The following is a 22,979-nucleotide window of genomic DNA, read 5'->3' as shown; positions in this document are numbered from 1 at the left end:
AAGGTTAAAGGTTAAAGGTTAAAGGTTAAAGGTTAAAGGTTAAAGGTTAAAGGTTAAAGGTTGTTCTTTCCCAGGCTTCCCGTTTAGGGTAGGTTGAAGGGTGTTCGCTTAGGGTGGCCGAAAGGCCAAGATTAAGACTTTGCATCAGCTTTCTATCAAAGCGATTTTGTCACCCGACAACCTTCAACCTAAATTAACTGGCAACCTTTAACGTCTTATATTACACTGTAGCCAATAATTTGACTTTGCTTTCTAAAGATGAAATTAAGGAATCAAAGGGCTTAACAAATTTAACGATCCCTTCATCAAGCAATTCATCCATAACTTGGCTGAGATTGATATTTACATCAGGATCGTTTAGAGAGTTGATGGTTTGGTAAGCTTCTTCAACACCTGTCTCAATACGACTATCTGGGGAACAGTGATCGGCACAAGCTTCGATGGTATTGGGAGGCAGGGTGTTGACAGTATTCGGCCCAATGAGTTCATCGACGTACATCACATCGCTGTAGGCAGGGTTTTTGGTGCTGGTGCTTGCCCACAATAATCGCTGTACCTGTGCACCTTTTGCTGATAGAGCTTTCCAGCGATCGCTTTGGATAATTTCTTTGTACTTCTGGTAGGCAATTTTAGCGTTAGCGATCGCAACTTTGCCTTCAATTCCCTTTAGCTTCGCTGTCAAATTGGGGTCATCGACACCTGCACTTTTTTCTTCCAACTTTGCATCCACTTTGCTATCAATGCGGCTGAGGAAGAAACTAGCTACAGAAGCAATGTTACTAATATCTTTCCCTTCTGCCGCTCGTTTTTCTAAACCTCGAATATAAGCCCAGAATGTTTCAACGTAGCTTTCTACAGAGAAGAGCAAGGTAACATTAACGTTGATTCCTTCACTGATAGCTTGCTCTACTGCGGGTAAGCCTTCTGGGGTACCAGGAATCTTAATCATCACGTTTTCCCTACCAATAGCTTCGTAATAGCGTCGGGCTTCGGAAATCGTGCTTTGAGTATCTTTGGCGATAGTGGGTGGGACTTCAATGCTGACGTAACCATCTAACCCATTGGTTTCGTCGTATACAGGTTTGAAGATATCACAAGCATTAGAAATGTCTTCAAATACCAGGGTTTCGTAAATTTCCATCACCGACTTCTCGGCACGAATACCGGCTTCGATATCAGTATCGTAGATGGCATTGCCTGCGATCGCTTTTTCAAAAATTGCTGGGTTTGAAGTGATCCCACAAATTCCCCGGGTTTGAATCAGTTCTTTTAGTTCTCCAGACTCAATCAGCGTGCGGCTCAGATTATCCATCCAGATACTCTGACCATAATTTTTTTCAATCTGAAAAATCGGATTATCTGCTGTTGTTGTCATTGCTTAGCTCCTTACTTGTTATTTGTCAAGGGTTTAAGGTTGTTGGCCTTTCGGGTTCGGTGTAGAGTTAGTTGGTTGGTTGAAGGTTGGTTGGTTGAAGGTTGGTTGGTTGAAGGTTGGTTGAAGGTTGGTTGAAGGTTTACCTTCAACCTTTTAACCCTTATCTACGTGCCCTGCCACTTCCAAATTTTCTTGGGCCTGCCTTGCCTTTTCCTCAATGAAAGACTTGACCAACGCTACATCCTCTTTGCTGCCAATAATTAATGGAGTACGAGCATGGAGGGTTTGTGGCACAGTGTCCAAAATGTCTTCGGTACCTGTACTGGCAGCGCCTCCGGCTTGTTCTATCAAAAAGGCTAGGGGAGAAGATTCGTATAGTAGACGCAATTTCCCTTCTGGTTTCTTAACAGTACCGGGATAAAGAAATACGCCGCCCTGATACAAGATGCGGTGAAAATCTCCCACTAATGCCCCGCCATAGCGAGCGGTATAGCCTTCATGGCGATGGACATAGCGAATATAGTCCCGTATGGATTCTTCCCACTGCCAGAAGTTTCCTTCATTGGTGCTATACACTGGGCCATGTTCTGGCACCTGAATGTTTTCCTTCGACAGGATAAACTCTCCCAAGCTTGGATCGAGGGTGAAGGCATGAACACCCGTGCCGATGGAATACACCAGCATTGTGCTAGGACCATAGAGAACGTAGCCAGCAGCAATTTGCTTACGCCCGTTTTGGAGAAGATCACGGGCTTCCCCGTCTAGATCCTCTCCTTCTTGCTTACGAATCGAAAAAATCGAACCAACATTCAAGTTCGTGTCGATATTAGAGGAACCATCAATGGGGTCATACAGCAGAGTGTAACGTCCAATTGGGCAATTCTCCGGGATATAGTATGGTTTTTCCATTTCCTCGGAGGCCAAGCGACAGACGAGACCACTTTGCTTAAATACCGAGATGAAGACATCATTGGCATAGAGATCCATCCTTTTGACAGATTCACCCTGCACATTGACTTCACCCGTGAATCCTAACACCCCTTCCATCAAACCAGCTCGGCTCATGCGTTGAGCAATTAGCTTGGCAGCTAGGGCTATGCGATTCATGAGGGCACTTAGGTCTTGTGCCTCCATCGAAAAACTTTGGAGTTGCTCGAAAACGTGACGGGATAACGTTTTACAATCCCGATCCAGGGCTCTTTCTTGAGTTCTAGGTTCAGCTCCCTCTGCCATAATTTTTGTCCTCCCTAGGTCTTAGGGCGCTTGGTTTGTCAGAGATTTTGGTGTTCGCGTAGCGTGGCCTATTGGCCATCGCAAGAGTACCGATTGGCCCAGTGCCTAGTCCTCTTCACTTTCTATCTTAGGGAGGCATTTTTAATGATCCTTAATAACTTTAGAAGAAATACAGAAATCAAATCTTCACACCATTTTTCTTGTCTAAGAGCCTATACCTGAGGTCAAATTGATCTGAACATAGGCATTGCAACCTTAAACGGAGATTATGGGAGAAACTAAACGCATTGGCATTCTCACCAGTGGTGGAGATTGTGCTGGTCTCAATGCGGTGATTCGAGCTGTGACTCACCGAGCTGTCGGTACTTACAACTGGGAGGTGCTTGGCATCTGTCGGGCTACTCAGGGGTTGATGCAAAATCCGCCTCAAGCGATTAACCTAACTTTGGACAAGGTTGATCGCATCTTGACTATGGGTGGTACAATCCTTGGCACTACTAACAAAGGCGACCCCTTTGCATTTCCCATGCCAGATGGCACACTATGCGATCGCAGCGCTGATATTGCTGATGGTTATCACCAACTGGGTCTAGACGGTCTAATTGGTATTGGGGGCGATGGTAGTTTGGCTATTTTGCGCAAACTTGCCCAACAAGGGGGGATGAAATTGGTAGGTATACCCAAGACTATCGATAATGACGTTGCCATTACCGAGCGCTCCATTGGGTTTGACACTGCCGTTAACATTGCCACCGAAGCTCTAGATCGCTTACATTTCACAGCGGCTAGCCACGACCGGGTGATGATTTTAGAAGTGATGGGGCGTGATGCTGGTCACATTGCTATCAGTGCTGGCATTGCAGGGGGGGCTGACGTTATTCTGATTCCAGAAATTCCTTATACCCTTGAGAATGTCTGCCAAAAAATCAAGCAGCTTCAGGACCAAGGGCGAAACTTTTGTTTAATCGTAGTGTCGGAGGCGGTTCGCACTGCAAGCGGTGAGGTGCTTCAGAGTAATGTTGGGTTTGGTGAATGTCGCTTAGGTGGTATTGGTCAATATCTAGCCCAAGAGATTTGTAATGCCATTGGAGCGGAAACGCGAGTGACAGTTCTTGGACACACCCAGCGGGGTGCCACTCCTTCACCCCTTGATCGCTTTATTGCCTCAGCCTTCGGTGTGGCAGCAGTTGACTTAATCGCCAATGAACGATATGACCAGATGGTTACATGGCAATATCGCCAGGTTGTAAGTGTACCGATTGAGGAAACGATTAAGCATTATCAAGCTGTGAATCCGAACGGAACTCTGGTAAGAACCGCTAGAGGATTGGGTATTTGTCTAGGAGATTAGACAGTTTTTAGATCATGAACGTTTTAAGTACATGAATCTTGTTGACTGTTGACTGTTAGTGGTCAACGGTCAACGGTCAACGGTCAAATTGAGAACTCTTAAAGAACACTTAATCAGTTATACCAATTAGATGTTCCACAGCTGATTACCAACTACCAGGAATTATTGCGCCGTGGAGCGTTACGATTATTTTCCCGAGGTCTGGCTTTATTGACCCTGATTCTACGTCCCATCCACTCAGCACCATCCAACTGAGATATTGCTGAGTCTTCTTGATCTGATTCTGTCATTTCCACAAAGGCAAACCCGCGCATTTTGCCGGTTTCACGGTCTGTGGGCATAACAACTCGTTTAACGGTGCCGTAGTCTCCAAAAACTGTTTTTAAGTCGTCTTCGGTGGCTTGATAGGACAGGTTTCCGACGTAAATGGTCATGTCGATCGATGAGGCAGAACATAGAACTAAAGTTCAGAGGCACAGAAGAACGGAGTACAACGTATTTTGCTTACTCACGGTCATGTCTGACGAACCAGTGGTAAATTTCGACAGTGGGCAACCACCTCAGGGGGGGGAAGCAAAATCAAAGTTTTACCAAAGGAATCCACTGAACTTGTGAATACCGTTTCATGATAGCTCACTTACGGGATTATCAGTGGTTGTCTAGTTGACAGTATTTAATAATTCATCAAAAAAATGTATTGGGGTGGTGCTTAAGCACCAATTAGACCCCAAACAACTACGCTAAATATAGTTGAATTAGCTCTTAATCAATGGAAATAGACTGCGGACCTTTATTTTTATCATTTTCGCTTCTGTTATGACCATCTGTGTATATCTCAGAGCCATTTTGAGCCTCTAACCAACTCTTGAGAGGATCATCTGAGAGATTCAGCCGGAACACTCCTGAAAAAAATCCGCCCAAAAAAGCGACAGGCTGCTGAGTAAATTCTTCAAAAATTGGTGTCAGTTCATTAAGGAACATGAGTTGATCTCCTGGTGCTGGTTGTGCTGCCAATAGTTGTAGGCTGATGAAATTGGGATTCTAATTGGGATTTTAACGTTTACTCAGCCAACTTGGGGCTTGGTTCCATCCTGAGCTTGAAACTATCCTACATGTGCGCTATTGTCTGGGCTATGTCTGAAAAAAAATGCCTATTGCTCTTTGGCGATCGCCCCTAGCTCGCGCACTCCACCGAAATCGGAGCCTAGCTTATGCTCGTTACTTTCAACTGGCAACGGTTGACCCCAAGGGCTATCCTGCTAACCGCACCGTAGTTTTTCGGGGTTTTTTGGACAACTCCAACCAACTCAAAGTTATTACCGATACCCGTAGCCAGAAAATTCACGATATTAATCATCATCCCTGGGGAGAAGTTTGTTGGTACTTTCCTAACACTCGCGAACAATTTCGTTTAGCAGGCCAGTTGACCCTGATCACTGCTGATTATCCCGACGAAGGACTTAAACAAGTCCGCCAACAGACTTGGCAAAATCTTTCCGATGCAGCTCGTTTACAATTTGCTTGGCCTGACCCTGGTGTTGCTAGAGTAGCAGATCAACAAGCCTTTTCCCCACCGCCACCTGCCCTAGATCAGCCTTTGCCAAATTTTTGCCTACTATTGCTCGAACCAGTCAAGGTTGATCACCTCAGGTTGCAGGGTTTGCCCCAAAACCGATGGCTTTACTACCAAGACAGTTCTGGGGAGTGGTTTCAAAAAGCTGTTAATCCTTAGCTTCGGCGTCACATCAAGTTTTTCTGTGGGGAACGGCAGGGACAACCTTCAACCTTTAACCTGCTAACATTCAACCACTAGATCAAATCCCATAACTATCCAAAAACTGCCGAATTTCTTTATCCTTGATATCACAACATGGGGCATTAGCCCCCTTCTCTGGAGCATCTGGTGTTGAAGAGTGATCAGATATCATTGATGCCATTGAAGATCTTTGCTGAGCTAACTCTTGTAGCTGTTGTTCTAGAGACTCAATCCGGTCTACTAACGCTCGAATTACCTTGGCTTCTGAGTCAGGCAAGCTACCATGTTCAAGGGGATTGACTCGCACACCGGAACGATAGACAATCCGACCTGGAATACCGACCACAGTACAATCGGAAGGAACATCTCGCAAGACCACTGACCCAGCACCAATGCGGACATTATTACCAATTTGGATATTCCCTAGCACCTTAGCACCAGCTCCCACCACCGCATTTTCTCCTAGAGTAGGGTGACGCTTACCACTTTCCTTTCCTGTACCGCCGAGGGTAACACCTTGATAGATTAGACAGTAGTCTCCCACAATGGCGGTTTCTCCAATCACCACACCCATACCGTGGTCGATAAAAACGCCATGACCAATTTTGGCACCCGGATGAATTTCAATACCTGTAACAAATCGGGATAACTGACTCAGCACTCGAGGAATGAATGGAATCCCAATCACATGTAACCAGTGACAACAGCGATGGAACAGCAGAGCCTGTAGACCGGGGTAGCAGAACAAAACCTCCAGCCAGTTCCGAGCAGCTGGGTCACGCTCAAAGATAATACGGAAGTCAGCAATCAGGGCAGATAGCACTAGGGGTCACCATAATTAATGCTTGAACAAATTACTAACTAGTTTACCGTGTCTTGATGCAATAGCGAGTGGAAGAAACCCCCTGATGAAAGTGCCGCATCTGTTGCTGGTTACTCCTGAGCCGTCAGGGTGTAATCCCACCGTTGTCCTCCCTCAAAGGCACCGACCCAGATTTGGTATGTGCCAGCTGGCCAATTTTGTGCTGTTATGCTGGCATCTTTTTTAGAACCTGTATCATCCCCACAAAGGATCTGATTGTTGGGAAACTGAATTAGTAAAGTGGTATCGTTTCCCCCTGTGTTGACCCCTATAGTTAAACTGGAGAAATTTGCCTCCAAAACCATCACGTGATCGGGAGTAGGGTCTCCAAAACCGATACAGGGATCATTGTTGCGATCGCTATTTGCAATCGATGACAACGAGTAAGCACCACCGGTGTGACCACTGACTTGTCCCTGACTTGGGGAAAAACCAGGTGATAAGTTTAAAGAAGCAAAATTCGCTGTCTGGGATAAAACGGGCGTAGAATAGAGGGCTACTATTAAAGCTATGACTCCTCTAACACCTTGTCGCACCATTGCAAAACCCTCCTAAGACTAGTTGTGACTATTTCCTCCCTATTTGAGTACGAGTAAACTATAAAAAATTACAGTACTTACTTAGATTTTCCTATAAACCTCTGTTGTTTGATAGGAATACCTGTGACACTCTGCTATCTGCCACATTGATTATTAATTGATACCTTTGTCGTTAATTTATTCCTTAGCAATTAGCTATCAGCTTAAGCGCTACGCGCACGCTACGCGAACAGCTTAAGCGCTACGGGAAAAGCTGCAGAGACTAAGGGGCTGTTCGGGTGCGTCAAAAGCTCAGTTTTTGTTCATTGAAACTTGTTATACCGGTTGGCAAACCGCGCTAATTACAAGAACAACAATTAGTCAACCTAATTTGAGATAACCATTAACAATTTTCAACCATTAACAAGTTTAACTTTCCACTTAGCGAATCGCCTTAAATTATAAGTACTAAAACGAAGATAGGATGTAAGTATTCAGGGATCAGCCTTGGCCTTGGCCTTTGAGCCACGCTACGCGAATGGCCACGCTGCGCGAACAGCTTATGCGCTATGCGCAAGCTACTTGAGGTGCTTTTGAATAAAACAGGTAAGCATTCGTTTAATCTGAGTTAAGTCTGCTGCGATGGGATTTATAGTCTTTGCCTGATGGGCTTTTCCCAGACTTTCAATTCTCATTAATCTCGAACTATTAAATTCTCCCTAAAGAGGTTTATTTTGGTTCTTCAGTACTTTCTATGCTAAACTAACAGTTATCTACTTAAGATAGTCTCAAAATAACTAAAAATACTTGACAAACAATCCGGATTTATTATTAACTATTAATAGTCGCAAAAAGGGATTAATAGTATGGTTAATAAAAAAGAAATGTAACTGCTCACCGCAGGTGAACAGCCTTATTGAAAATGAAGAGCCAAAGCGAGGGCTGAAATAATGGTCAAGTGAACACCAGGAGGAAAAAGACCAGCTTTGCGCCCACATTCCTGACAATTGGGGGAGCCCATCACCACCAATACGCTCCAAAAAACCTATTGCGTCATATCAAATCCGGTTAAACAATCCCAGTAAAAATCAGGTATAACCCTTGTGGTTAGTAACTCCGTACTATGTGCAACTTCAGCGGATTTGAGAAATGAGCTTGAGAAACACCGGTTAGCGCCTTGCTGTACGCTAACCTCAACCAAAGGGGTAGAACACGAAAGCAATTCTCCTATTCTCGAGTTTTTAAGTAGACTCTAATTTTGAGTAAAACTCGTTTGCCTGGGGGACTTCGACCAGCCAAAGACAATAATTCACACAATTGGGAGATGTTCCAAAAGAACCGCTTCGCGAACGCGTTATTTCCTTGCAATCGCATCGTCTCCAAAAAGCTGAACATTTGGGCTACTAACTGCGCACCCCAATCGCTTCAAGCCCCACCACTAACTTTTCGATGAACAACAATAGGGCGGGCGTAAAGCTCTTTCAGCATCATTGTTGTCAGGTTTGACTTCTGGATGAGACAAAAAAGTAAACCACTCATCCCAATGACGTTCAAGTCGCCTCATCAACCTGATCGTATCTGATGGCGGCTTTTGGGTAACTGTCTGGTGACAAAACCTCTTTTAATTTTGTTTCTATGACACTTCTGTACCCTGCTAACTCTTCTCGACTCAATAATCCGCTGTTGATAGTCCCGATGAACCGTTCTTGATTGCCACAAAACGGCTTCGACCATAGTTGCTTTCCTCACGATTGCCCTTAAATCTACTAGTCTGTTAGGCTTTTAAGTCCCTAAGCAGATGTGCTAAACACTTCTGCGAAGGATGCTGCACCTTGTGGAGAGTAAGCACTAAAACAATCACTGCTGAGTATTCCCTCAAAATCTGAGCCCAGCAATTTTTCTAGTTCGGCAGAACTGCGGGTCGGGGCTAACATCAAGGCGCAAACTTGGTCACTGGTAGCGACCCATAACCAATACTTGATGCCATCTATACAATAAGTTGTTTCATCTTATCACCTAACTCCCGGCTGTTTAATGTAAGGAGCGCCACTGTTGATAAGAAGGTTACTTGCTCTGTTGGAACCAACGCTGCATTTTTGCCAGACTCCCCTGAGAAATGGGAACCCCCAAGACATATAAAGGCAAAATACTCCTGTTTCCGCCATGTCAGGTTTCCGCCATAACCCAACCAGCCCACGATACTACAAAGTCTTCCCCCATAGCTGAATCCTTCTTTAACTCCCGGTGGCATCAAACTGTAACCAGACCACCTACAATTTGGGCATTTATACAAGGGGCGGCGATATTCCCTGATTTCTACTGGTTGCTCAACGACTTCAGCTACCTGCTGGACTTTCTCGCTTTGCTCCTTCGAGTGACTCTAAAGAACTTCCACAGACCAGACAGTTTTCCAGCTCCAAAGTGATTACTCGATCGGGAGTACCAAATCCATTGCGGGTTTTCCCGGGATGATTGTACTATGGACCACGTTTTTTTCCTTTTTTCCGTTTCTTTTTGTCGCTGGGCTTTTTCAGTTGATCCGATGAAGGAGGAACGGAACTGCGCATGAGAGTCACGGTTTTTGAGCTTCTCAAGAGAATCTTTTAGTTGTTCAATCTCCTCTTGCTGTGCGGAGATTTGGCGTTGTTGCGCCTCAATCAGACTTTGCTTTTTGACCAGTTGTTGCTCTTGCTCGATTAGCCATTCATAAATTCGCAGCACTGTATTTGCCAGACGAAACCTTAGACAGTGGAGCCTTATTTCATATAACTTAAACCTATAACTTACAGACTGTCGCTTATTAAGGCTCCACTGTCTTACGGTAACTTCAAACCATCTGCTCAAGGGCTATGGCCATGCTCGGAGTTGCCGGTCAGTGCGTAAGTCATAGTCATAGCTTTTAATATACATCATTCAAAAGACAAAACGCCCATTCCTCGCACTCAAGCCAGCCATTGGCCACCGCCCAATTCTCAATCTCGCGAGTGTATGTTGTTGATCCGAGCCTTCCAATTCGGGTTATGGAATCTTGCTGGAACTGACACACTGTGTACCAAAGGAGCAGCTATCCACTAGGGGATTGTCTTTTTCTCAATAGAATTGCTCACTTGCGGTGAGCAGTTACAAAGAAATAAAGCTGCTCACAGAGCTTCTCGATCTGGAAGGGGTGAAAGTTAGAGCCCACCGAGTTCATGTCGGAATCGGAATAATTTTACAGGTAGAATCAATCCACTCAGATAGTACTTGTCCTCGCTGTGGAACAAAAAGTCGTAGATTACATCAAAATCATCGATACATAGTGAAAGATTTACCCTTTGGAGAAAAACCAGTATTTTTAGAAATCAATAGAAGACAATTCAAATGCATCCAATGTAGAAAACCGTTTACTGAAGAACTGGATTTCGTTAGAAAGAAGAGAAGTTATACAAAAAGGCTGGCAGAGAAAACCCTACAAGAAGTTTTAGAAAAAAATATACATAGTGTAGCAAAAGCAGGAATAGTGACGACAGAAGAAATAGAAAGAATGTTAAAAGATGCATCCGAAGGATTATCGGATTTCAAGCCGTCCCAGTTAAAAAGACTAGGGATTGATGAGATAGCCCTGGTGAAAGGAAAGGGAAATTACTGTGCTGTATTAGTAGATATAGATTCAAAAAAACTATTAGCAATTTTAGAAAAACGTACTCAAGAAGAATTGAGAAAGTTTTTATTAGGATGGGGAGTCGAGGTACTGAAATAGAAGAGGTCAGCATTGATTTGTGGCTTGCTTACAAAAATTTAGTGATTGAATTAATGCCAAATGCACAAGTAGTTGCAGATAGATTTCACGTTATGGCACAAATAAATAAAGAGCTAGATCAAGAAATAAAGAGAGAGAAGCAACAAAGAAAAAAATCCCTATAAAAAGCAAAATCTGATCAAGCAAAAACGAAGGTTAAGAAGGTTTTATAGGTACTAAAAAAAAGTAATTATGCTCTAATTAAGAATGAAAAATATATTAACAAATAACAAAAAAAACAACTAAGTGAAGTCAAAAAAATATCTGTTAATCTCAAAAAAATGCATGAACTAAAAGAGAAAATCAGAAAAATTTTTTAGAAGACTAGTAATTGGTACACCGGATTAGTGAAACTGGGGATTTGGTTGTCAAGAGCGAAAAAATATTTCCCCGAGAGTCAAAAAACGATTAGCCGATGGCTGGATGAGATAATTGCTTACTTTGATCATAGAACAACCAGTGGTTTCGTTGAGGGTATTAATAACAAACTTAAGCTAATTAAGCGCTCGGCTTATGGATTTCGTAATTTTTAAAACTTTCGTTTCGAGATGTTTATTAAACTGGCTTTTTAACTGTTAGTTTAGCATAACAAGTACGGAAGAGCCTTTATTTTAAGCTGACAGCTGACAGCTGACGGCTGAATGCTTACATTGAGGCACTAAGCCCGCTAGGCTACATCGACGAACTCTGTGTTACTCTAATTCTGAAGAGATGTTGAAGTTATCAATCAGGCTTATTAGTTATTATTTAAAGTTTCACTAAATTCCCATTTTTGCTTAACCATTCTATTATTAAGCAACGCCGAATTTTCTGGGATAGCGCACGCTCTCATTGACTACATAAGACTCCCATGCCTCGTTGTCCCCCCGTCAGGTTCCAGATTATCAAAGTCTCACTAATCATTGGATTGAAAGACTGAGCCGATTTTGAGGCGATCGCCTGTCAATAGGAATCAACTTTAGAGAAATGTCAATTTTTATTAATAAATTCACCATTTCTGACGTAAGTCCTATGAACCAGGATAGGATGATGAGGAAAATTTAGGATTTTCTCATTCAGATATCTTGGGGACAAGTCCTAGGGGCACGTCAGTCAAAACTCCAGGGTATAGGCTTAATTGGTCACCAATGACTAGAAGGAGAAATAATGCATCAAACTGAAGTTTCCAACAATTCCACGCTTCAATTGCAAAACAACGCTTATATGGTGGTTCTCAACAATTCCGCCTATGACTTTGGAATCGGAAACTTTACGTTTGAAGCATGGATTAAACCAAGCAGCCCAGGAACTATCATCTCACGAAAAGGAACTGCCGGAGGGGCTGGGAATGGAGGTTTCCTTCTTGTTCTGAAGCCCGACGGACAGCTTAAGCTAGCAACAGACAATGGTTTCGGTTTTTTCGAGATCGATTCTGAAGCCACCAATGTTTTTGATAGTGACTGGCATCATGTGGCAGGTGTCCGAAATGGAGCGAAACTCTACCTCTATTTGGACGGTGAGTTGTTGCCAACCACTAACCGGGGCAATGCTACACCTCCCCTGAATGTCAACAACAATTTGCGGTTGCTCATTGGTGCCACAGATCAAAGCCAGGAACCCAATAACCATTATGAGGGGCTGATTGACGAAGTGCGGGTTTGGACTATAGCCCGGAGTCAGGGTGACCTGAATCTCAATAGGTACAGCATCCTCAGCAGCAATGAACAGGGATTGGTGGGCTATTGGCAACTCAATGGTAACGGCAATGACTCTTCCTCTGTGAAGAATAATGCAAGACCACAGGGATCAGTCTCCTACGTCACGCCAGGCTCGCCGTTAGCTGGTGCCAACGACTCTGCGGTGAGCCTCCAAAATAGTTATATGGCCGCACCGAACTACAATGTTTACGACTGGGGTACCGGAAACTTTACTTTGGAAACCTGGTTTCAAACTACTTCCACAGGCACTCTGATTTCCCGTAAAGGCACATCTGGTGGGTCTGGGTCTGGTGGTTTCCTGTTGGTTCTGAAACCCAATGGGGTCTTTAAACTGGCGACCGATAATGGTTTTGGTTTTTTCGAAGTCAATTCTGAAGCCACATCAGCTGCCAATGGCCAATGGAACCATATTGCCGCTGTTAGAGAAGGTGCCAACCTCAAACTTTATATGAACGGCCAGCTCCTGTCGAGTGCTCCAGGAGGAAATGCCACCCCGCCCCTCAATGTCAATAACAATTTGCGGCTTCTTATGGGCGCTACAGACCAAAGTCAAGAGCCTTACAACCGCTATACCGGTTACTTAAATCAGGTGAGAGTTTGGAACACCGCCCGTCCCCAGAACCAAATTATCCAATACATGTACCAAACGGTATCCGGCGACGAACCCGGATTGGTTGGTTATTGGACATACGCAGACCAGAGCGGCAACGACAGTTCATTTACTCACAACAACGCCTCGCCCGTAGGTAATGTCACCTACATAAGCCCTGGTAGCCCCATTCTCCCCTGTACCACTATGGTGTGTGAGGTACTTCTGTCCGCTGGCTGGCGTAGCGCGGAGGAACTGACCCACATGTCGCCGGAAGACATGCGCAATACGCTCATTGTCGAACTCAATAAACACAGCACGGACAGCATCCAGTCATTACAGGGACAGAGTAACGTCGAACTCGCATGGCATGGGCTGATGTACTTGTGGCTGGTAGAGGCCAAGATACGTACACCACAACAACTATCTGACATGTCGTTGGATAATCAGCGCAACACTACCATTGTGGAGAATCATAATCATACGGGGAAGGACATCTCGAAACTGCAAGCACTCAACAACTGGCAACTGACGGAGATGGCTTATGGATGGTGGCTACCGGAACATTTGAAGCCACTCATTGAATATAGCGGCACTACACTCACTGCTGAATGGACGGCCGTCACTCAGGCCGGGGTCACCGGTTACACGATCAATTACACGATAGGCCTGTTTGAAGGCGATAACCTGGTGACAAGCAAGTATAGCAATACAACCTCTACCTCCCTAGATATTGATCTTGAGCCGACGCAGAATTACGAGGTCAAAGTGCGGGCTAACAGCAGTTCCAGCAGTGGTCCGTGGAGCACATCAGTTTGGGTGATTGTCGGGGTGCCGACGTTCTCGGAAGTTGCCTACAATGGCAGCGCAGTCCGGGCCGATTGGAGTGCGGTCAATGAAAGTGCGGTAACAGGATACACGCTGTCGATTTTCGATGGTGAAACGATCGTCGGGTCGCAAGCGGTCAGCGGTATCAGTGGTGAGGTCACCGTAGAGCTAGACCCAAACCAAACCTACACCGTGAAAGTTCAGGCTACCGGCGACAAAACCACCGGACCCTTGAGCACAGGCGTCGGTGTGATTGTCGAAGCCGCGACCATTTCGGTGGTCTCTTACGATGGCAGTCAGGTGAGCGCGAGTTGGAGTGCGGTCAATGAAAGTGCGGTAACTGGCTACACGCTGTCGATTTTCGATGGCGAAACGGTCGTCGCCAGCAATGACGTGACCGAAAACAGTGGTAGCGTGATGGTAAATCTTGACCAGAACAAGAACTATTTGGCAAAGGTGCAAGGGACGGCGGAGAAAACCAAAGGGCCTTGGAGTGCAGGCGTGGGTATCATTCAACAGGTGCCCAACGGTTTGGAGCTATATTACAACCACACAGCTCTCGTGGCAGTTTGGAATGCTGTCACCAATCCAAACATTACCGGCTACACAGCACAACTTGATAAAAATAGTTCTGTTGCTGAGCGCAAAGAGACGACCCAAACCACTGTCACCTTTGAGGAAACCTTGGAATACGGTGCTACTTATCAAGCCCAGGTTCGTGCGATCGGGGACAAAATGACAGGGCCTTGGAGTTCCTTGGTCTCCGGTCCCTACTCAACCCAAACCACTTACACCTATGACCCACTCGGTCGCCTAAAAACCATGACTGATAGCCAAACAACGCTCACTTATACCTACGATGACCGAGGTAATATCCTGACCCAGACCCACGCGGATAGTTAGGCTTCTAACGAATATAAGGAGAAATCATAATGACGGTTCCCAGCACCCCAGAATTTGAGTTGGCCTATACCAGTCAACTCAATCCGGCCAGCAAAGTCTCCCAATTCGATGGTTCTGCCTCTATTCGCCAAGACAACCTAGATAACTTTCCCCTGGTGGCACTGACAATATCCTTTTGGGTAAAGACCGACCAAAGTGTTGCAAACGCTGTTTTATTGACCTATGACCAGACAGGGGATAACAGCCGACGCCTTTGGTTCAAGAACCCAACGAATTTGGATGTAGGATTTGGCAGCTCTGGAACAGGTGCAACCGGAGTGATTCTCAACGACAACCATTGGCATCAGGTTGCTGTGACTGTAACCCCTTCTGACAGTACCCATTACCAAATCCAAATCTACAAGGATGGATTTCTTGCATATCAAAGCTTGAGTGCTGTGTCCTTTACTGCTGGGAATGGTTTGCAAGCAGGCGGTAATCTGGTCCTTGGACAAGGAGACTCCACGTCCGAGGTGGGATTTCAGGGGAACATGAGCGAGTTCAGGCTTTGGAGTACGGTGCGTACCAACGAGCAAATCATGACTGATTTGCAACAACGGGTGACTAGCAGCAAGACGGGTTTGGTACTCCACTGGGCGCTAGATTCCACAGAACACGCAGGAACTGTGAGTGGCGCTACCTTTGTAGATTCCAATTTGCAATTCCAGCAAAGTCAATTGGCAGTGACCATTACCAACCCTGAGAGTGGGGGTACATATACGGTCGATTACCAGCAAACTACCGGATGCCGCGTCCATCAAACGGGTACTTTCACCACCTCGCCCTACATCATCGCTGGTGCCAACGTGAACCAAACCTACCAGGCCAGGGTTCAAGTAACTACCAGTGGTGGAACGAGCCCGTGGAGTGCTCAAAAGCAAGTTTTGACACTCAACCTGGGTCAGACGGTTTTACAGCCCTTCACTTATGAGAGCAGCAACCAATCCCTAACCGCTCAATGGGATGCAATCGATCAAGCGCAGCAATATCGCCTGGCATTGTATCAGGGTGAGAGTACAACGCCAGCATCTCCGCCAACGGTGCAGTCAGACACTAGCTACACCTTGGAAAGTCAGCTTCAAAGTGATGATGCTTGGTATTTGCAAGTCGAAGCGTTTACCCAAAGTTCCTATGGACCAGCTAATGACAAAGTGACGCTAGACCAACCCAGGCTGGATTTTGCTTACATCGTTCCAGACACTGGAGACCCTTATTTGGAAGCGACCTGGAATGCTGTGGCCAATGCCCAAAACTATTACTTAGAAGTCTATAAACAGGACGGCCAGAACTGGTCGCTGGTCTTTCAGCAATGGGAGCTGGGCAGCACAACATCCATACAGATCACCCATGACCAAATTCCGTTTGTGGATGGCGAAGTTTATAAAACCAAGCTGCGGGCATTGGCCGCAGGCAGCATCGGCACATGGAGCACGGAACAAACGGTAACCATCGTCAATTTGGCAAGGCCAGTGCTGACCTATGCCTACGATAGCACGAACAACACCCTGGTGGTGAATTGGGATGAGGTGGTCACTGGAGCAACTTATCATTTGCAGATTTTCCAGGACAACGATCAGACACCCATTGTTGATGAGCGGGAAATGACAACCCGCACTTACAATTTGACCTCCTATCTGCCGCAGAACCATCTGTACACTATCAAAGTCAAGGCAGAGAAAGAGGGGGCCGAGGGACCGCCTAATCGGATTGTTACACCACCGGGGTTAAATCGAGTTTACGCCTACGACAATACCAGTGGGAAACTCACTGCAAATTGGAAGTCGGTACCCCATGCCTACCTCAAAGCCACTTTGCAAGGCTCACAAGACCCACCAGACCAGCAGTTTTTTGACAATACCCGCACCACTTACGAAGTCCCCGCACCTACGGGAGGGTTGCAAGAGAACCAACAGTTTGATTTTGCGATGCGGGCGTTGGCAGAAGGAACGATGGCTGAGATTGATAGTAGTTCGGTTACGATTCACAATCTTGCTAAACCAACGGTGACCTTTGACCATAGGAATGACAGTGGAACTGAAACCCTGACGGCAAACTGGGACGACATTCGTACCCAAGCACAAAAAGATGCAAATTTGCAAGTGACTTACCAAATACAGGTCACTGTTGGCGACACGCGGCAAAAACATAAAGATAAAGATCAACCCGGCCTGTCTTACAATTTATGGGACTATCTGCCGATGTCTGAGGTAGAAAAGGTGACTGTTCAGGTGACAGGTCTAGCGGAAGGGTCCGTTGGTCTTTCCAGTGATGTGGTAACTCCCACCGACATCAGTCTAGTGCTGCTTTACGATCAAATTGCCCAAACCCTGACAGCGAGTTGGAACAGCAATACACAAGTTTATCTAAGCATTTACAAACAAGGTGATGAAGCCAATGCAGTGACTTACTTTGCTCAAGCTGCCGAAAGCTCATATCAAGTGCCCCATTCTGGAGTGTTTCAGGTTGGTGATGTCTACATAGCTAAAGCAAAGTCGTTGCCAGAAGGTGCTATCAGTGCACCAGTAAGCACCCAAGCCACCATTCTAGATTTAGCCGCGCCAACTCTCACGTTTGATGATACCAATAACCCCCTCAAGGTGACGTGGGATGATATTCGCACTGAGGCTCAGAAAACCGCTGTTCTGGATGTTACCTACACCTTATACCTGTATCAGGGAACTGGAACTGATCCAATTGTGACGCAACCTGATATTGCCAACACCCAGGACGCAAGGCAATTTGATCTCACCGATCGGTTGGGTGTGGACAATACCTTTACCGTCAAGGTCAGAGGCGTGTCCTCAGGAACTTTGGGATTAGAAAATACACCGCCTTCACTTAACGCTGCTGACATTATTGTCACTTATCAAGTTAGTAACAATAATGTCACGGTGGAATGGGGTACAGTCGTTGGTGCTCAGATGTACTATCTAGAGTTGTTGGATACGAGTGATTCTAGTGTAGTCTATAGCAAGATGACGACAGGTACCAGCGATGCCTCCTTCACGACGACCCAAGGGAAGGAATATCGGGCGCAAGTAAGATCGTTGGCCAGTGGCTTCATGACGGCCTATTCTGGGACAAAACAGACTGTGACCACCTATCCAAACATGGTCGCACCCATCGTCACCACGCCCACTACGGATTCTGCAGCTAAGACGGTGACTTCCACCTGGTCTTTTGACGAATCACCGTATCCCACTGGCAGTGTTTCCTACCAAGCAGTGCTCTCAGGTGATGCTTCCGATACTCAAACTGTCACGTCCAAAAGTGTGACTTTCTCTAACATCACTATCAATGACGGTAACTCCTTCACGGTTAGTGTACAGGCTGTATCTAGGGGGACGATCGGTCCCACAGGCCAAGCCACTGTAGTGGCCAACGCTCCGGGAATGGTGCAGAACGTTAAAGCTTCGACGAACGCTGCGGTGGACATCATTGTCTCCTGGAATAATCTCTCTGGCAGCGGTATTACCTATAAAATTCACATCACTGGTCCGTCCGGCTACGATCGCCAATTTGATCCTGGCAATAGTAACCCTAACACCTTATCTCAGAGTACAACTGGGGTTACTAAAAATCAGACCTATCAGATCTCTGTGGCTGCAGAAAGGAATGGCCTGATGGGGCCTTGGAGCGCTCCGGTTCCAGTGGAGGCCGGTAAAGTGCCTGAAGTGGGCCCTGGTGATCAGCCTCACCACCCCTCTAGTGGCGATCCCATCAACCTGGCCACAGGTACCTTCTCCTACGATAACCTTGATCTGGCTTTTGGTGGTCTGTTCCCACTCCAGTTCACGACCTACTACAACACCTACACCCCCATCCAGGCCGAAAATGAGTTTTACGACGGTAAGCCAATGGGCAATCGCTGGAACCACGTTTACAACACTCGTATTGCTAAGAACGAGCAGGAAGGTAAGGTTTATGTTCTCTGGGGCAGTGGGGCGATTGATGTCTTCCAGATTCCCAACGGCATCACAGGCAACTACCAGATGGATGGTGTTTATAATGGCACGAGGCTCTACTTTAGTGCCAATTTAGTCTATACCCTCACGCTTAAAAACCAGACCCGCTATCAATTTAGCCAAAACGGAACCCTAACCCAAATTATCTCACCCATCGGTAATACTATTTCTGTGACCTATAGCAGCAATCGACTACACCAGGTAACCGACAACCAGAATGGCCAATGGTTCCAGTTTGCCTATAACAATGATGGTTGCATCAATGGTGTGACTGACAGTACGGGAAGACAAATTTCCTATACCTATGACAACGGTGACCTGGTAACTTACACCGATCCGCTGGGGAAAACACGCACATACACCTATTGGAATAGTGGGGGTCTAGAGCAGAAGTCACTGATGAAAACAGGCACTGACCAGAACGGCCATGTTTTTGTCTACAATGAGTACGAATCCTATGATGACGGGGGTACAACAAAGTACCGCGTTACGTTCCAACAGGATCCCAATGCCTATGCTGCTTCCCAGGCACAACCCAGCCAGCGCTATGGCATCAGTATCACCTATGAAGAGACCACCGAAGCGGATCAGGATATTGTCATTGCCACTGTTGATGACAATATGGGCTATCAGACGGTCTACAAAAGCGTCAAGGCTAATGGTAATACCCTCAGTACGGTCACGACCCTGGAAGACGGCAACATTTACCAGACAACCTATACTTACGATGCGTTCAACAATCGGCTGACCGAAACCACCTACGAGGGACCTGCAAGCCAAGTGGATACACAGGTGGGCAATACCAAAACCTATACTTATGATGGTAATTTAAACCTACTGACTATCTCTTATCCCAGTCCCATTGGCCAAGTCGAAGCTTACACCTACTATGACAACAACCTAGTGAAGACTCAGACCGACTTCCTAGGGAACACAATGCATTATGAGTACTACAGTGACAACACTTTGAAACAGGTCACTGACTACTTGGGGCGTACGACCACCTATACTTATGTATCTGGTTCTGTCAAAGGTTTAGTGCAAACCCAAACCGATGCGTTAGGCAATGTGTTTACTTACACCTATAACCAGGATGAACTGGACACGGAAACCAGTCCTCTGGGCAATGTTACCCAATACGGATGGAACAATCAGGGTCTTAACACTTCCCTAGAGTACCGTGATAGTCAGGGCAACACCTTGCAAACCCGCATCACTGCCTACAACAACATGGGGTTCCCGACTTCCCGAAAGATCCAGGTGCCTGGTCAGTCGGGTGCCAATGCTTACACCACCCGCTATGACCCGACTGCTATGAACCAGATCCAAATCCAAATGGATGCTGGGGGGAATCAGATCACATACACCTATTTTCCAGGTTTGCAACTCCACACTACAACCTTTCCTGAAGCATCGGGTGTACAGTCGGTGACCACGAATGGCTACGATCGCAACAACAACCTCACCTCAGTTCAGCTCTCTTCATCCGTAATTGAGCGCTACACTTACGATGCCCTTAATCGGCAAAAAATACACACTGACCCCAATGGCAACATTTACACCTATCTCTACAGCATGGTGTTTGAGGGAAATAGTACCCCCTTCCCTTCCTCGGTGACATTGAAATATCCCCAGTTGGAAGGTGACGAAACTGACTACCAGAGCGTGGAAGTCTATGATGTGCTCGGTCGGCTCATCTCTTATACTAACCGTGATAATCAGGTGACCACTATTGCCTACACCGTGCGCCAGGACGCAGAAACCGAAACCAATCAGCAGGTGGTCACCACCACTTTCCCTGAAGCCACGTCTGGGGATAGTTCCACTCAATACCAGACCGTGCAGGTCTTTGATGCTCTGGGGCGGCCAGTTGCTTTCACCGATGAATCTGGCCATGAGACTACCGTCACCTACGTAACCCAGTCCAGTAGTTCCAACAACACTTACCTGGAAGTGATGACATTAACTGATCCCTTAGGAAATCAGATCATCACCACTTTTGATGCCCTAGGCCGACGTATCACCCTGGTAGAAGGTAAGGACAGTGTAACCCGTACCAGTCAATTCCAGTATGACGCTTTGAACCGTCTGACCCTAGTCACCGATGCCAACAATCAGGAGACCCGCTATACCTACTCCTATGACAGTAACAACAACCTAGTACAGACCCAGGTGAGCGGCCCTGGTGCTGGGGCTGGGAACACGGTGCTTAGTTTCAATGGCCTCAGGCAACTCTTGAGTGAAACCGATGCCTTGGGCAAATCCACCTTACGTACTTATTACCCACGCGGCTTCCTGAAAACCTTCCAGCAGGCAAATGGTAAAACCTTGACTTACGACTATGACCCTGCGGGTCGTTACGATAAAATCACCCTCTCCGATAGCACTGAAATTCGCCAGACCCTGGATGCCAATGGCAACCGCTTGAACAGTACAAAAGGAACTCAGATCGAAGTTACCCGCACCTTTGACCACTGGAACCGCATTACCTCACGAACTAACCAATATCAGGAAACTATTGGTTATACCTACACGCCGGAAGATAAGCTGCACGTCCTGACTTATCCGGCTGCAGGGCAAACCCCTGCTCAAACTGTGACCTACAGTTACAATGGCCTCCAACGGCTGCATACGGTCACGGATTGGCACGATCGTGTCACCACCTACACCTACTACCCCACTGGTCTTCTACAAAGTGCAACCTACCCCAATCAGTCCGCGACCCAATTCCAGGTGGACGCGGCTAACCGCCTCACTGGGCTGGCCAATACTGCCCAAGACCGCTTAGTTTCCTCAGTTGCCTACACCCTGAACGCGCTGAATGAGCCTGAGAGTGCTGATTTAATTCTGCCGATCGCACCCAATAATCCTCCTAGCAGCACAACCTTTACCTACAACAATGGCAACGAGATGGAGACCATTGACGGCCAAAACATTTCCTATGATGATGCAGGAAACACCACTGCCCTGCCCAATGTCTCCAACATTACCTACAACGATTACAATCTGATCACTGCCTATGGCAGCGATACCTACAGCTACGATGTGGACAGCCTGCGTGACACAGCAGTGGTAGGTGGTACTACTATCCGCTACGTCACGAGTCCCAACCAGTATATTGCCCCTTATCTGGAGCAGGCCGACAGCAACCGTGCTCTCAACCAGGCAGGCATCTATGAGAACCCTGCTGGAAGTCGAGGTCTTTCACCAACTGATAATGACACTCCAAGACAGATCCGCCCCTTCTCCCAGTCCCTGGATCAGGTGTTACAAACGGTGGATGGTGGAGGCAATGTGCAGAAGCGTTATGTCTACGGCATCGGCCTGATTGCTGAGGAAAGCACATCGGGGGATTATCGAGTTTACCTCTATGATGAGCGGGGAAGTACCCTGGCACTCACCGACAACACGGGCAAGGTCGTTTCTCGCTTTGCCTACAGTCTTTTCGGAGCACTGGCGGCTCAGGAAGGTGCAGTGCCGCTCTTCCTGTTCAATGGCCGTGATGGTGTCCTTACTGACAGCAATGGGCTTTACTACATGCGAAGCCGTTACTACAGGCCGATTCAATTGCGTTTCCTATCGCGAGATTTTCTCTTTGGTGATGTTCTCGATCCCCAAACTCTGAACCGCTATGCTTACGTAGTAGGTGATCCCGTGACATTGATTGATCCACTGGGGTTGAGCCACTCTTCTGGATGGAGCATCTTCGGTGGCGTTGCCGGTGCCATTGGCGGCATTGTAGGGCTCGGTGCAGCAGCCTCCTTCCTAGGCGAAGGTCTCGGGGCAGGTTTGGCCGAGGCCACTGGCGGTTCGGTAATCCGAAGTTCCTTGAGTAGTCAAGGCCAGAGAATAGGATTAGGCCAGAGAATAGGTCAAAGATTTGGTCGCTTCCTTGGTCAAAGAGCAGCCCAAGGGGGGAAGGTTAGCAGGATTGGGGAGTCTCTCCAGAGAGGGTTTTCCGGCAGGCTTGGTGGTTTGGGCCGCCTGAGTCCCGCAGAATACCAGGAAGTGCCTTCTACTGATATTGAACTCAATCCGATCGGCTCGGTCAAGTTGGATTGATTCCACTATATGAAATGGCCAAA

The 22,979-nt window shown here is 46.6% G+C and carries 11 protein-coding genes and 3 pseudogenes; 7 read left to right on the top strand and 7 right to left on the bottom strand.

Annotated features, from left to right (window positions below; translation table 11 throughout):
• Positions 1 to 220: 220 nt before the first annotated feature.
• On the bottom strand, positions 221 to 1,375 hold the full coding sequence (gene tal / locus AC4II3_RS06385; protein WP_488006324.1) for a transaldolase: 1,155 nt from the start codon (positions 1,373 to 1,375) through the stop codon (positions 221 to 223).
• A 153-nt stretch (positions 1,376 to 1,528) separates the two neighbouring features.
• Positions 1,529 to 2,608, bottom strand: coding sequence for a class 1 fructose-bisphosphatase (gene fbp / locus AC4II3_RS06380; RefSeq protein ID WP_488006326.1), 1,080 nt, complete (start codon positions 2,606 to 2,608; stop codon positions 1,529 to 1,531).
• Between the two features lie 268 nt (positions 2,609 to 2,876).
• On the opposite strand from fbp, the gene AC4II3_RS06375 reads away from it, so the two are divergent.
• Positions 2,877 to 3,959, top strand: coding sequence for an ATP-dependent 6-phosphofructokinase (locus AC4II3_RS06375; RefSeq protein ID WP_488006328.1), 1,083 nt, complete (start codon positions 2,877 to 2,879; stop codon positions 3,957 to 3,959).
• A 152-nt stretch (positions 3,960 to 4,111) separates the two neighbouring features.
• Here AC4II3_RS06375 and rbp read toward each other — a convergent pair whose 3' ends face one another.
• Positions 4,112 to 4,393 (bottom strand): RNA-binding regulator, encoded by a 282-nt coding sequence (gene rbp, locus AC4II3_RS06370; RefSeq protein WP_488006330.1) that lies wholly within the window; start codon positions 4,391 to 4,393, stop codon positions 4,112 to 4,114.
• Positions 4,394 to 4,721: 328 nt separating this feature from the next.
• The gene (locus tag AC4II3_RS06365) at positions 4,722 to 4,940 is read right to left on the bottom strand and encodes a ssl0294 family protein (protein WP_488006332.1); all 219 of its coding nucleotides are present in this window, start codon (positions 4,938 to 4,940) and stop codon (positions 4,722 to 4,724) included.
• A gap of 166 nt (positions 4,941 to 5,106) precedes the next feature.
• Here AC4II3_RS06365 and AC4II3_RS06360 point away from each other — a divergent pair, with 166 nt between their 5' ends.
• Positions 5,107 to 5,691: an Npun_F5749 family FMN-dependent PPOX-type flavoprotein gene (locus tag AC4II3_RS06360; RefSeq protein ID WP_488006334.1), complete on the top strand. Its 585-nt coding sequence runs from the start codon at positions 5,107 to 5,109 to the stop codon at positions 5,689 to 5,691.
• 82 nt (positions 5,692 to 5,773) lie between these two features.
• Here the strand turns inward: AC4II3_RS06360 and cysE are convergent, their stop codons facing one another.
• The 3 genes and pseudogenes from cysE to tnpC all read right to left on the bottom strand — a co-directional run bounded on the left by cysE (position 5,774) and on the right by tnpC (position 9,855).
• Complete coding sequence (gene cysE / locus AC4II3_RS06355) at positions 5,774 to 6,538, bottom strand: serine O-acetyltransferase (RefSeq protein WP_488006336.1); 765 nt, start codon at positions 6,536 to 6,538, stop codon at positions 5,774 to 5,776.
• 110 nt (positions 6,539 to 6,648) lie between these two features.
• Positions 6,649 to 7,116 (bottom strand): hypothetical protein, encoded by a 468-nt coding sequence (locus AC4II3_RS06350; RefSeq protein WP_488006338.1) that lies wholly within the window; start codon positions 7,114 to 7,116, stop codon positions 6,649 to 6,651.
• A 1,206-nt stretch (positions 7,117 to 8,322) separates the two neighbouring features.
• Positions 8,323 to 9,855, bottom strand: a pseudogene (tnpC, locus tag AC4II3_RS06345) (IS66 family transposase).
• A 352-nt stretch (positions 9,856 to 10,207) separates the two neighbouring features.
• Between tnpC and AC4II3_RS06340 the strand changes: the two are divergent.
• The 5 genes and pseudogenes from AC4II3_RS06340 to AC4II3_RS06320 all read left to right on the top strand — a co-directional run bounded on the left by AC4II3_RS06340 (position 10,208) and on the right by AC4II3_RS06320 (position 22,956).
• Positions 10,208 to 10,998: pseudogene (locus AC4II3_RS06340) on the top strand (ISL3 family transposase).
• A gap of 222 nt (positions 10,999 to 11,220) precedes the next feature.
• Complete coding sequence (locus AC4II3_RS06335) at positions 11,221 to 11,406, top strand: transposase (protein ID WP_488006340.1); 186 nt, start codon at positions 11,221 to 11,223, stop codon at positions 11,404 to 11,406.
• Between the two features lie 133 nt (positions 11,407 to 11,539).
• Positions 11,540 to 11,635 (top strand): annotated as a pseudogene (locus tag AC4II3_RS06330) (IS1 family transposase); the annotation flags it as partial.
• A 384-nt stretch (positions 11,636 to 12,019) separates the two neighbouring features.
• Positions 12,020 to 14,890 carry a LamG-like jellyroll fold domain-containing protein gene (locus AC4II3_RS06325; RefSeq protein ID WP_488006342.1) on the top strand — a complete coding sequence of 957 codons (2,871 nt, stop codon included), beginning with the start codon at positions 12,020 to 12,022 and terminating at the stop codon, positions 14,888 to 14,890.
• Between the two features lie 29 nt (positions 14,891 to 14,919).
• Entirely contained in the window at positions 14,920 to 22,956 is an 8,037-nt protein-coding gene (locus AC4II3_RS06320) for an RHS repeat-associated core domain-containing protein (protein WP_488006344.1), read from the top strand.
• The last annotated feature ends 23 nt before the right edge of the window (positions 22,957 to 22,979 follow it).

Source organism: Moorena sp. (assembly GCF_982860115.1).
The sequence above is the reverse complement of the archived record's forward strand: the minus strand, read 5'-3'. Positions and strand labels throughout refer to the sequence as shown.

Bases quoted from the DNA above. Each gene is read 5' to 3' on its own strand.
- AC4II3_RS06360 (WP_488006334.1), top strand. From the start codon at position 5,107: ATGCCTATTGCTCTTTGGCGATCGCCCCTAGCTCGCGCACTCCACCGA.
- AC4II3_RS06320 (WP_488006344.1), top strand. From the start codon at position 14,920: ATGACGGTTCCCAGCACCCCAGAATTTGAGTTGGCCTATACCAGTCAA.
- AC4II3_RS06365 (WP_488006332.1), bottom strand. From the start codon at position 4,940: ATGTTCCTTAATGAACTGACACCAATTTTTGAAGAATTTACTCAGCAG.
- AC4II3_RS06325 (WP_488006342.1), top strand. From the start codon at position 12,020: ATGCATCAAACTGAAGTTTCCAACAATTCCACGCTTCAATTGCAAAAC.
- fbp (WP_488006326.1), bottom strand. From the start codon at position 2,608: ATGGCAGAGGGAGCTGAACCTAGAACTCAAGAAAGAGCCCTGGATCGG.
- tal (WP_488006324.1), bottom strand. From the start codon at position 1,375: ATGACAACAACAGCAGATAATCCGATTTTTCAGATTGAAAAAAATTAT.
- rbp (WP_488006330.1), bottom strand. From the start codon at position 4,393: ATGACCATTTACGTCGGAAACCTGTCCTATCAAGCCACCGAAGACGAC.
- AC4II3_RS06375 (WP_488006328.1), top strand. From the start codon at position 2,877: ATGGGAGAAACTAAACGCATTGGCATTCTCACCAGTGGTGGAGATTGT.
- AC4II3_RS06350 (WP_488006338.1), bottom strand. From the start codon at position 7,116: ATGGTGCGACAAGGTGTTAGAGGAGTCATAGCTTTAATAGTAGCCCTC.